Source organism: Cellvibrio sp. ATLC23 (assembly GCF_057196725.1).
On the sequence record NZ_JBXUOS010000002.1, the window covers coordinates 25,514 to 38,328 of the forward strand.

At 47.3% G+C, this 12,815-nt stretch carries 8 protein-coding genes; 5 read left to right on the forward strand and 3 right to left on the reverse strand.

Annotated features, from left to right (window positions below):
* The first annotated feature begins 62 nt into the window (after positions 1-62).
* Positions 63-1,367, forward strand: coding sequence for a GGDEF domain-containing protein (locus tag AC2CG4_RS03140; RefSeq protein WP_484484881.1), 1,305 nt, complete (start codon positions 63-65; stop codon positions 1,365-1,367).
* A gap of 20 nt (positions 1,368-1,387) precedes the next feature.
* On the opposite strand, the gene AC2CG4_RS03145 is transcribed toward AC2CG4_RS03140, so the two are convergent.
* Complete coding sequence (locus AC2CG4_RS03145) at positions 1,388-2,299, reverse strand: VanZ family protein (protein ID WP_484485303.1); 912 nt, start codon at positions 2,297-2,299, stop codon at positions 1,388-1,390.
* Between the two features lie 206 nt (positions 2,300-2,505).
* Here AC2CG4_RS03145 and AC2CG4_RS03150 point away from each other — a divergent pair, with 206 nt between their 5' ends.
* Complete coding sequence (locus AC2CG4_RS03150; protein ID WP_484484882.1) at positions 2,506-3,273, forward strand: DUF6748 domain-containing protein; 768 nt, start codon at positions 2,506-2,508, stop codon at positions 3,271-3,273.
* A gap of 75 nt (positions 3,274-3,348) precedes the next feature.
* Here AC2CG4_RS03150 and AC2CG4_RS03155 read toward each other — a convergent pair whose 3' ends face one another.
* On the reverse strand, positions 3,349-4,716 hold the full coding sequence (locus AC2CG4_RS03155) for a deoxyguanosinetriphosphate triphosphohydrolase (protein ID WP_484484883.1): 1,368 nt from the start codon (positions 4,714-4,716) through the stop codon (positions 3,349-3,351).
* Positions 4,717-4,736: 20 nt separating this feature from the next.
* Positions 4,737-6,101, reverse strand: coding sequence for a Fic family protein (locus tag AC2CG4_RS03160; RefSeq protein ID WP_484484884.1), 1,365 nt, complete (start codon positions 6,099-6,101; stop codon positions 4,737-4,739).
* A gap of 342 nt (positions 6,102-6,443) precedes the next feature.
* Here AC2CG4_RS03160 and atzF point away from each other — a divergent pair, with 342 nt between their 5' ends.
* From atzF to AC2CG4_RS03175, 3 genes are all read left to right on the forward strand, one after another.
* Complete coding sequence (gene atzF / locus AC2CG4_RS03165) at positions 6,444-8,249, forward strand: allophanate hydrolase (protein ID WP_484484885.1); 1,806 nt, start codon at positions 6,444-6,446, stop codon at positions 8,247-8,249.
* Between the two features lie 26 nt (positions 8,250-8,275).
* Positions 8,276-11,914 (forward strand): urea carboxylase, encoded by a 3,639-nt coding sequence (gene uca, locus AC2CG4_RS03170; RefSeq protein ID WP_484484886.1) that lies wholly within the window; start codon positions 8,276-8,278, stop codon positions 11,912-11,914.
* A gap of 128 nt (positions 11,915-12,042) precedes the next feature.
* Positions 12,043-12,753 carry a GntR family transcriptional regulator gene (locus AC2CG4_RS03175; RefSeq protein ID WP_062063364.1) on the forward strand — a complete coding sequence of 237 codons (711 nt, stop codon included), beginning with the start codon at positions 12,043-12,045 and terminating at the stop codon, positions 12,751-12,753.
* Positions 12,754-12,815: the final 62 nt, after the last annotated feature.

Consider the following 12,815-nt stretch of genomic DNA (forward strand, 5'->3'; position numbering starts at 1 on the left):
ACAGCGAAGATAAGAATAGTTGATGGATGCACATACGCATCTGCCGCTGGAGCCCGGACCCTATGTCTCACTCGTCCCCACACCGCTTATATTTTGAAATCATTCTTGGTCTACTCGTCATCTTTACTATTTTTGCGATTGCCGGCGAGCAGCAAATTCTTGAACGGCGCCTGGTGATTGATAACAACAGTGGTATGGCGCTTAACCTGTACGACGATAGAGAAAACGGCGGTCAGTCCAGCATCCACCTCGACGATGCAAAAAATATGCAATGGCACTGCATCTTGCGCGATGGTTTCGCCTATCCCCTGTGTGGTTTTGAGGTGTTGTTTGATAAGGAGCGCACTCGCGGCGTAGACCTGCGTCACTACGAAAAAATTCGTCTGCGTCTGGACTATCAAGGGCCCAGCCAAACTGTGCGCATCTCACTGCGCAATTTTGACCCGCGCTACAGCAAAAAAGAAATTTTGCAGAGCACCAAATACAATCAAATCGAATTCAATGTAGGGCTGCTGAATGGCGTTGCCGAGTTTTCGCTAAAAGATTTTTTTGTCGCCAACTGGTGGGTATTGGAAAACAAAATTCCACCGCAATTAAGCCATCCACAATTCGACAACATCACTATTTTTGAAGTGCAAAGCGGCTCAGGAAAACCCTTGGGCAAACACCAATTCCAGTTGCACAAAGTGGAATTTATCGGCCAAGCACTGAGCACTGCCGATTGGTATCTCGCCATCATGGTAGTTTGGCTCGGCATTATTTTATCTTTTTTAGGCTATCGCATTATTAAATTGAAAGATGAGGTAGTCATCCAGCGCAAGCGTGAATCCGAACTGCTCGACATTAACGAGTTGCTCGATACACGCAGTAAAGCATTGGAGATACAAGCAAAAACCGACCCACTCACCGGCGCCTTTAATCGCCTCGGGCTCGAAGAAGCCATCAGCCTAGGCCTGCAAGAATGGCACAAATACCGGAAACCGCTATCGCTGGTAATGATCGATATAGATCACTTCAAACAAGTCAATGATCAGCACGGTCACGATATCGGCGATTTGGTATTAAGCCATTTATCCACGATTGTGCAACAACATACGCGCACGCAAGATTTGTTTGCCCGCTGGGGTGGCGAAGAGTTTGTGTTGGTCTGCCGCGATACCGACATTGAGCGCGCCTACGCTATTGCTGAAAAGTTACGTGAACTGGTTGCCAGCCAAACACTGGCTAAAAATATTCACATTACCGCCAGCTTTGGCATAGCCACCTTAAAACCCCAGGGTAATTTAGAGCAGCTGTTTAAAGCTGCAGACACGGCACTTTATGAAGCAAAATCGTCAGGGCGCAACCGTGTCGTCATCGCCACTTAAATTACTATGCAGCAATGCAATTATTGCAATCTGATGTTATCCAAATAAAAATCACGCGTTTGCGGCAAGCTAACCGCAAAAATAATAATACCGCTAATTTGATGCATGTGCATAACCCGATTGTGCGGCGCTGTGCGAACCTCATTCAAATCGATGCGCACCTGATTCCAACCCGATCGCAAGAGAATGCGCCGATTAAATCGATCATTAAAATTATTGTCTCCGCGATCGTGCTGAAAGTCAGCAATTTTCACCACTAATTCCAGTGGTTCAATATCTGGATTATAAAAATCCATTAACAGATCAGCATAAGCACTCCAATCGCCATATGTGCCCAATAAACTCACACCTGAATAGGGCTCGGTTGCCAAGGCAACATGTGCGGATGAAACGCCATGGGTGTGCAATTGTTGCGTCGGTTGAATTTTTACCCCCGCGTTATTTGCCTGCAGTTGCTGTAATTCATAGCGCGACTCAAAACTATTTAGCAGCGGGAACTGATTGCGCATAACAACCTCAGCAAGCGCCGACTCAATTACCAGCCAAGCAGCCGGCGCGATCAATAAACTACTGAGAAAGCGCAAACGCCAAATCATAGGGGACGGCTTTTGCCCCCAAAACAACCCCAACCACACACCAAATACATTGTGTAAAACATCATCCACACTGGCATTGCGCCCCACAAAAAACTGCACAAATTCAATTAGGCAACCTACCGCTATTGCAATAAAAGTGACCGTCAACCACCGCTGCCAACCCACTATTGGTTTAAACGACTGAACCAATAACAACAGCAGTGAAAAGAAAATAATATGCCCAAAATTCCATGCATTTTTTAACAACACCGACGAAGATGCATCTGGGCCGCCCACAAAAAAGAACGGCACAAGCACCAAAATACATAACCCGGACAACCAAGCAGGCAAACTCACTTTCAAGACAGGCTCCATTAGCAGTCAACAATCACAAACGAACAATTAATTACAAAAGGCTGGCGCCTGGTTTGGCAATCTGCAATGACTAAACATCAGTAAGGTTTAGTATAAAGCCTGCACTCGCTGCTAAAGCGGTGCGTAAAGGCTGTATTTTTCCATTAGATTTTCCAATCACAGTTCAATCTAATAACAGGACTTACATTATGAGCACTATAATTTCGTTTCTGAGTCACGCAATAACTCGCAGCGCAGGGTTCATAGCACTCTGCGCCAGTTTTAGTTTGGCAACCCAGGCGCAAACAATTATCAGCCCGGAACCAATCGGTACAACCTATAGTGTTAAAGCCGACTACCGAAAATGTGCATTTCCTATGTGCGGTGGCTGGTTTCTAACACCGGTAAATCAGTATTCAATACAACTGCAAACAGAAGATGAGGCTTATCAAAGCGCTGCGTTATTGCCTAACACTATTTACGTTGCTTACATCAATTACAAACGATTGGGTTTAACTGAAAAACAAATTGCTGAATTAAATAGTGCCATTCATAGCGAACAAGTGCTTTTGCGCGGCAAAGTTATTAACTCACCTGTATCCAGCAGAGTGATTGCGCGCAGCAAAACCCTCGCAGCCAATGGAGCTTGGGTTGGCGCCAATAAAAACACAGCGATCGGCCCATACCTAAAGGTATCGAGCACTGGAATAATGTGTATTACCACTCCCTGCCCATACTTTAACGCAGCATTAATTAATAGTGATTACAGCAGCGAATTCCATGATTTATCACTGGAAAAAGCCGCACTCGATCGCGAACAAGAGGCGCAAGCATGGCAGGCGATATCAACCGAAGGCTTGGTGATAACCGGCACCACTTATGAAACCACTGGCTTTGATGAAACCGGCGCTGAGCCAGGCAAGGGTATAGGCATAGCGGCCACTAAAGTATTTTTTGCATTCCCCGCCAAAAAATAATGGCTAAAAATAAAAATTCCCGGCCAGCAACCGGGAATTTTTTAGACAAAACAGAAATAGAATGTAAAACAAAAATCAGTACTGCGAATACCCCATGCCATTAAATTGTTTAGCGAGATTGGTGGCGTAATTGTCGGTCATGCCACTGATGTAATCGATCACTGCCATCAAGGCGAGGTATTTATAATTTTCACCGCGCTTACTCACATCCGGGTGAAAATTGTTTTCGCCAATTAACGCCATCACACGATTATCTTTGTAGGTCATTTGCGATGTATCGCCGAGGGAGGCATAGACTGCAGAGCAAATGGTGTTGAGCAAGGTTCCAATCACAGTGTAAGCGCCAATCTCTAATTCAACGCGACGCGAGTGATTAAAGATTTTTCGCTTGGCCAAATCCTTGGCTGCCTGCACAGCATTTTTAACTACCGGGTCACACAGAGAGATCAAATCGCCCTGTACTTCACCGCGCAAGAATGCATCCTGATGCTGGATAAATGCCGCCGTGCCCGCATTGATAAATGCATCGATTACTTTGCCGCGCACCAACGCCGGTTTGCGACCATCGTTTACTTTTTTCAGCAAACGTTCCAGCTCGGGCAGCTGCGCGGAATCGGCAATGACCGGATGCAGCAATTCGTAAATCTCACTCCAGTTGAGAATGCCCATTTCCAAACCGTCTTCGAGATCGATAATGCCGTAACAAAAATCGTCCGCTGCCTCCATTAAATACACTAGCGGATGGCGGCAATACCAGTCGGGACCTAATTCGATCAAACCGGTTTTTTGTGCGATCTCGTGCACATAGGCCAACTCGGTTTGAAAAATACCGTACTTGTTATCTTTTGGACGCTGGCCGAGCAGTGTGGGTGATGAAGTCCAGGGGTATTTCATCGACGACGCCAAGGTCGCGTAGGTTAAGCGCATACCATCGTGAAACTGGTGATACTCAGAGGTGGTGAGCACGCGCAAGCCTTGGGCATTACCTTCAAATACACGAATATCATCTTGCTCGGAGGGCGATAAATCTTGCAGAAATTCTGCTCCTTCTTTTTGGAACCAGTTGCGGATGGCATCTTCACCTGTGTGGCCAAAGGGCGGGTTGCCAATATCATGTGCCAAACAGGTCGCCTGCACTATATCGCCAATATCCGTTGGCCAAATATGGGCAGGTAAATCGCCTTTATCTTTTAACGCCTGCCCTACCCGAATACCCAGCGTGCGCCCCACACAGGCCACTTCCAAACTGTGGGTCATACGATTGTGGATATGATCATTAGTCGCAAGCGGATGCACCTGCGTTTTGCGCGCAAGGCGACGAAAAGCGCCAGAGAAAATAATCTTGTCGTGATCCGAGTGAAACGGCGAACGCCCCTCCTCGTGTTTTGCAATGCGATTGCCCAAACGGTCAGCGCAGAGCAATTGGTTCCAGTTCATGGCCATAGATAAATCCCTAACAGTGTTTAAGAAGTCCAGTTTTTCTGGATTTCTTGTTTATCGCGCAATGAATAAATCCACTCTTTTCCGTCTTTTTGTTTGTCAAAGAGATTTAGATCAACCAAGCCATTTAAAACAGTGGCGGCGGTGTTGTAAGAACAATTCAGCTTCTCCTCTACATATCTAGCTGTAAATACAGTGCCACCATTGCTCTTTGCAACTTGAAAAACAATTCTCTGCTTCTCACTTAACTTTCCATAAATACCTGAGTTAAATAACCATTTATTAAAAGACTCAATACTCTCAATCGTTTTTTGACAATGGGATTTAAAGGCCATTACAGCTTTCATAATTACAGAACATTGATACTCAATAAAGTATGTCATATCCATACTGTCGGTTTCCGTAAACAAATATGACTTTCCGTATTGAGCGTAAGCATCTTTCAAAATATTACTAATTGAAATATAACGAAATGCACCATAATTTTTTTTAAACAAAAACAAATAAAATAAAGCTCTAGCAACACGACCATTTCCATCATTAAACGGATGTTCATATCCAATTATGAAATGTATACAAATTGCTTTTATTAACGGGTGAATATAAGTACCACTACTAATATCGTCATGATCTGTGTTAATCCAGTCACATAGCATAGCTAGCCTTAGCTCAATCCCATCTGCGCTTGGCGGTTGATGAAAAATATTACCGTAGTCATCGCCAATAATGACATCATCACTTACCCGAAACGCTCCAGGCGCATATTTATCATTATCGATACCCTCGACACCTACTTTATGCATCTCTTTTATTAATGCAGCAGTAATTTCAAGACTTCTATTATTCCAAGCAAAACTCATCATCTTCAAATTACCAAGAATCATTCTTTCATCGAGCGTTCTTGGTTCTCTTTTACGCTTGATCATATCCTTGGCTACACGCGTTGTAGTCGCTGCTCCCTCTAGCTGGCTACTACTTATCGATTCATCCTCAACCAAGTCATTAAATAAATACTGTAGATGCTGCCCCTCACCAATTTTATTTACTGTCCACTCCAATGCAGCAGTTGTTGCATTTTGATCTACGATAGTGGTCGTTTTTTGTATTAAATTGGTGGGTATAAAAGTACAAGCCTGCAATGGTTCACGCACCCAAAATAAACGCTGGGCCACACCTGTCCTCGCTGACTTAGTCATCGCCCAAGCGAGATCCACCGACAAATTCTTTGGAACCCTATGCCGGAAATCATCATAGTGATGATATGAACCCTTACTATCCATGGGCTGATAGAAAGCGATGTAATCCATTGCTTGCTCTGGATAATTTTCCTTAATGTACTGATAAGGAAGCTCCGGAAGAGCATCCTTAGATGGTGGCCGCTTAATCATCTCAATTCATCTCAAAAACAAAAAATATTGAGATGAACTATAGTTTAAACATCTCCATATCTCAATATTTATAAAAACTGAGATGAACTGAGACGAGACAATCGCACCAATTTAGCTCTGCATAAAAAATCCAGCGCACAACTTCAGCGCACAAAACTCAGTCCCGGCAGCGCTACTAACAGCCCCTCCAGCGGTTTTTCTACGTTATTTAACTCATTGATTAACAATAGTTTTTTACATGTCGACCGAGGGGAATTCGAGCATTTTTTCAGGTTGGCATGGTTTCTGCGAATACAGGCTTGTATCCAAGATTGTATTTACGTATTCAACGCAGGAACAATAATGACGCAGGATCAACACCACACCACTGCAGGTTGGACCATTGACCAATGGCTTGCTGCTTATCGCGACCAGGGGTTGGCGCCGCGCGCCGCGCTGCAATCATTGCGCGCCCAACTCAATAGCGATGACGCCGCCTGGATTTATATCGTCTCAGCGGCAGAACTGGATAGACAAATTGATGCATTGGCGCACTTGGGCGACTCAGCCAGTCTGCCACTGTTCGGTGTGCCCTTTGCAGTAAAAGACAATATCGATGTCGCAGGCATTCCCACTACTGCCGCCTGCCCTGCCTTTACCTACATTCCCGACACCGATGCCACATCGGTAGCACGCCTCAAACAAGCCGGTGCCATTGTGCTCGGCAAAACCAATCTCGACCAATTTGCTACCGGCCTTGTCGGCACTCGCTCACCTTACGGCGCAGTGCCCAATGCATTTCATGCAGATTATGTTTCCGGCGGCTCCAGCTCTGGCTCAGCCACCACGGTTGCACGCGGTTTAGTGCCATTTAGTTTGGGTACGGATACCGCAGGCTCCGGCCGCGTCCCCGCAGGCTTCAACAATATAGTGGGATTGAAACCAACAAAAGGCCGCTTCAGTACCAGTGGTGTAGTGCCTGCATGCCGCAGTTTGGATTGTGTTTCAGTTTTTGCACTGACAGTCGATGATGCCGAAACCGTTGCAAGTGTGATGGAAGGATTTGATCCTACCGATGGCTACTCGCGCCTTGCGCCAGCTGCAGCAACTTACTTTTCAGCCACACCTCGATTTGCAATTCCGGCCTCACCCAATTGGTTTGGCGACACCCAAGCCGAGGCCGCATGGCTGGAAACACTCAAACTGATGTCAGACGCCGGGGTTGAGTTAGTCACTGTGGATTTCGCCCCTATGTTCGCGCTCGCACAGTTGTTGTACGGCGGCCCTTGGGTCGCAGAGCGGCACGCGGCGATTGCAGACTTTATGCAAGCACACGCAGCCGATATGAATAATGTTGTGCGCGGCATTATTGAAAACGCCGTGAATTTTTCGGCGACCGATACCTATCGCGCTGAATATCGCCGCGCCGATCTTGCTCGTGAAATACAACTATTAATGGGCGATGTGGATGCGCTTCTGGTTCCCACATCACCCCGCCACCCCACAATTGCGGAAGTTACTGCCGACCCAATCGGCGTTAACAGTCAACTGGGCACCTACACCAATTTTGTCAACCTCGCCGATTGTTCTGCCCTCGCCTTACCCGCTGTTATGCGTGCCGATGGTTTGCCATTTGGTATCACACTCATAGCACCCGCGTGGCAAGACGCTGCACTCGCCGCCTTCGGAAAAAAATGGCACAGCAGCGTTAATTTATCGCTGGGAGCCACCCCTCAAGCAACACCACCACTCGTGCAAAAAAATACTGCACCGCAAGGCTATGTTCGCCTCGCTGTTGTCGGCGCACATTTGACCGGCATGCCACTCAATGTGCAATTACAAGAACGCAATGCGCTTTTTGTTGAAAGCAGTTTTACCGCCAGCAATTACCGTTTGTATGCACTGCCGAATACCACTCCGCCTAAACCCGGATTAATTCGCAGCGATGCAGAAGGTGCGCAAATTATCGTGGAATTGTGGGATGTACCCCTGCAGCACTTCGGTAGTTTTGTTGCGCTAATCCCCGCACCGCTCGGGATAGGCACATTGAGTTTGCACGATGGTCGCGAAGTAAAAGGTTTTATTTGCGAAGGCGCTGCTGTCAATGGCGCAACTGATATTACCCATATGGGTGGATGGCGCGCCTACATTAAATCACTACAAAAGTAATTAAAAATTACAGCCGGAGAAGAATCATGTTGAAGACCGTACTTATCGCCAACCGTGGAGAGATCGCGGTGCGCATTGCGAAAACGCTGAAAAAAATGGGCATCGAGTCTGTTGCAGTTTATTCCGATGCCGACCGTAATTCAGCGCACGTCACTGCCTGTGACAAAGCAATTTGCCTCGGCGGTAATACGGCAGCGGAAAGTTATCTAAAATCCGATTTGATTCTCGCCGCTGCCAAAGCAACCGGCGCGCAAGCAATTATTCCCGGCTATGGTTTTCTCTCGGAAAATGCGAAATTTTGTGAGCAGTGCGAAGCGGAAGGCATTGCCTTTTGCGGTCCAACTCCGGCGCAAATTCGCGAATTTGGTTTAAAGCATACCTCCCGTGAAATCGCCGAAAAAGCCGGTGTTCCCCTTACCCCTGGAACAGGTTTGTTGGACTCTCTGGAAGAAGCCGTAAGCTCTGCCGCACAACTGGGTTACCCAGTGATGTTAAAAAGCACCGCCGGCGGTGGTGGCATAGGTTTAACCCGCTGTAATAACGAAGCCGAATTAGTTGCCGCTTACGAAAGCGTAAAACGTTTAGGGCAAAACTTTTTTAGCGATAGCGGCGTATTTCTCGAGCGTTTTGTCGATAACGCCCGCCACGTAGAAGTACAAATTTTTGGCGATGGCCAAGGCAATGTACTCGCACTCGGCGAACGCGATTGCTCGCTGCAACGCCGTAACCAAAAAGTGGTTGAAGAAACTCCCGCACCGAATTTACCCGCCGCTACCCGCGACAAATTACTCGCCGCGTCAAAAAGTTTAGGTGAAGCTGTCAATTATCGTTCAGCGGGCACTATTGAATATATTTACGATGCCGCGCGCGATGCGTTTTATTTTTTAGAGGTGAACACTCGCCTGCAAGTAGAACATCCGATCACCGAAGCCTGTACCGGAGTAGATTTGGTTGAGTGGATGATTCTCACCGCTGCTGGTACGCCACCGAAATTAGATATTGAAATCAACCCCAAAGGCGCGGCCATTGAAGTGCGCTTGTACGCCGAAGATCCGGTGCGCGATTTCCAACCATCACCCGGTGTGTTAACCGATGTAGTGTTTTCTAAATCGGCGCGCATCGACACCTGGGTTTCCACCGGCACCGAAGTATCGCCCTACTACGATCCGATGATCGCGAAAATTATTGTGTACGGCACCGATCGCGCCGACGCGATTAACAAAATGAAAACGGCATTGAACGAAACTCGCGCCGCCGGTATAGCCACCAATTTAGACTACCTGCGCCAAATTATTGGTTCGGACTTTTTTGGCAGCGGCGATGTCGCAACCAACAAACTCGCCAGCTTTGAATACAGCGCGCCGGTAGTTGAAGTATTGCAACCCGGTACCTACACCAGCGTGCAGGATTACCCCGGCCGTGTTGGTCTGTGGAGCATTGGTGTTCCACCATCAGGCCCAATGGATGACTACGCATTTCGTTTAGCTAACCGCATTGTCGGCAACCATGAAAGTGCCGCAGCGCTCGAATACACCATTATCGGACCGAAATTAAAATTCCATCGCGATGCAACTATCGCACTGACCGGTGCAACATCACCGGCAAAAATTGATGGTGAATTAATTCCTTTCTGGCAACCAGTGGCAATTAAAGCCGGACAAGTTTTAGAAGTCGGCAAAGCCGAACAGGGTTGCCGTGGTTACCTTGCAGTGCGCAACGGTTTTGATGTTCCGGTTTATTTAGGCAGCCGCTCTACGTTTGCACTCGGTCAATTTGGCGGCCATGCAGGTCGCACGCTGCGCGCAACTGATATGTTGCCAATCAGCAATCCGGCGATTACGGCTTGCACAACGCCCGCTCCGATTTATGCAGCTGCTGCTGCGCCAGTTGAATTGATCCCCGCCTGTTTTTCAAAAACAGAGAGCCCCAACGAATGGGAAATTGGTGTGCTTTACGGCCCACACGGCGCGCCAGATTTTTTTACCGAAGATGCGATTGACATGTTTTTTTCAACTGCATGGGAGGTGCATTACAACTCCAACCGTTTAGGCATTCGCTTGAATGGCCCCAAGCCAACCTGGACACGCAGCGATGGCGGAGAAGCCGGTTTGCACCCATCCAATATTCACGATACTGAATACGCGGTGGGATCAATTAATTTTACTGGCGATATGCCGGTCATACTCACCAAAGACGGCCCCAGCCTCGGCGGATTTGTTTGCCCCGTCACCATCGTAAAAGCAGAACTGTGGAAAGTCGGCCAAGTAAAACCCGGCGATAAAATTCGTTTTAAACGCTTAAGTTTTGATGCAGCGCTCGCACTGGAGCTATCAATAGATCGCGCAATTGAAAACCTGAGCGTGCAACCACCAGTGCTACTTGCCCCTATTGTTAAACCGGAAAATACCATTTCCGATTGCATAGTCGCCGCACTACCACCCGAAGGCAGTCGCCCGCTGGTGAGCTATCGCCAAGCCGGTGACAAATATATTCTACTTGAATACGGCGACAACATTCTTGAACTGAGTTTACGCCTGCGGGTTTACGCCTTAATGGAAGCCCTAAAAGCGGCGCCAATTAACGGTGTAATTGAATTGTCGCCCGGTGTGCGTTCATTGCAAATTAATTACGACAGTCGCGTTATTCATCAGCGCGATTTAATTAATCAGCTGTTAGTCATTGAAGAAACTCTTGGCAATGCCCGCGATATTAAAGTGCCGAGCCGTATCGTCTATATGCCTATGGCCTTTGAAGATTCCGCGACGTTAGATGCGGTATCCCGCTATCGCCAATCAGTGCGCGACACTGCACCTTGGTTGCCAAGCAACACCGAATTTATGCGTCGCATTAATGGTCTGGATTCCATCGAACAAGTTAAACAAACCCTGTTTGATGCGAGCTACATGGTGCTCGGTTTAGGCGATGTTTATCTCGGTGCGCCCTGCGCGGTACCGGTTGACCCGCGTCATCGCTTGCTCACTTCTAAATACAATCCAGCGCGCACTTATACAGCTGAAGGCACGGTTGGCATCGGCGGTGTGTACATGTGCATTTACGGCATGGATTCACCCGGCGGTTACCAACTGGTAGGGCGCACTCTGCCGATCTGGAATAAGTTTTTGAAAAATCCCATTTTCAAAGATGGCGAACCCTGGCTACTGAAATTTTTTGATCGCGTGCGCTACTACGAAGTGACGGAGGAAGAATTAACGGCGCAGCGCGAAGCCTTTCGCGAAGGTCGTTTAAGCCTGCGCATTGAAGAGGATTACTTCAGTCTCGCCGAACACGAACAATTTCTGCAAGACAACGCCGCGAGCATCGCCGAATTTAAAGCCAAACAGCAAACTGCATTCACTAAAGAAGTAGCGCTCTGGCAAGCCGATGAAGAAAAACAAGTTGATGCCGCACTGCAAGCCAAAACTTCCACTGGCCCAATTGAAGTCGATGGCCACGCAGTGACTGCCGACATCAGCGGCAATATTTGGAAATTGTTGGTTGAACCGGGCCAATTAGTTGAAATTGACCAGCCATTGTTAATTGTTGAAGCAATGAAAATGGAATTTTCTGTTTATGCCGATCGCGCTGCAAAAGTCAGCGCAATTCACTGTTCGCCAGGCAAGCAAGTGAATGCGGGTGATTTGTTGCTGGTGCTTGAGGAAGATTGATTGAATTAAGAATGTAGGTTGGCGGTGAAGAACGAACCCCAACACAAGCAACGCGGAAAATTTGAACATTATCATGTTGGGGTTCGCAAGCTCACCCTGCGCTGGCCGCCACAACCTACGGTAAAAACATGAAACTAATCAAACACGACAAGACCAAAAAAAAAGTTGAAGAACCTCGGGTGAATTTAACCGAGCGAATTTATCAAACCATTAAGGACGATATTTTTTCATTTCGCTTATTGCCTGGCGACCGATTTAGCGAAAACGAAATCGCCGAGCGTGTTGCCGCCAGCAGAACACCGGTGCGTGAGGCACTGGCAAGATTGCAGCGCGAAGGGTTTGTCGATGTCTCTTTTCGCAGCGGCTGGCAAGTAAAACCGTTTGATTTTATGAAATTTGAACAGCTCTACGATGTACGCATTATTTTGGAATTGGCTGCAGTTAAAAAACTGTGCGAAATGGAGCCGGCACCGAATTTGGAAGATTTAAAACGCATCTGGTTAGTAAAACCAGAAGAGCGTTTGGAAGATGGGCCGAGTGTGTGTGCATTGGATGAACGCTTCCACGAACAACTGGTGGAGGCGACTGGTAATGTAGAAATGGCGCGCATTCACCATGAAATTACCGAACGGCTGCGCATAGTGCGGCGCATTGACTTTACCCAGAGCAATCGTATTGAAGCCACTTACGATGAACACGCCAAAATCCTGCGCACCATTATGGAAAGACGTGCGGAAGAGGTAAAAAGCTATTTAAAAACTCATATAGAAGCGAGTAAATCTGAAGTGCGAAAAATTACGTTGCACATGCTCTACGAAGCGCAGCAGCAACACCCTTAGTTTTCAACTTAGAGTGACAACACAGCGATGCGTGAAGCACATCGCTGTGATTAGGGAAGAAA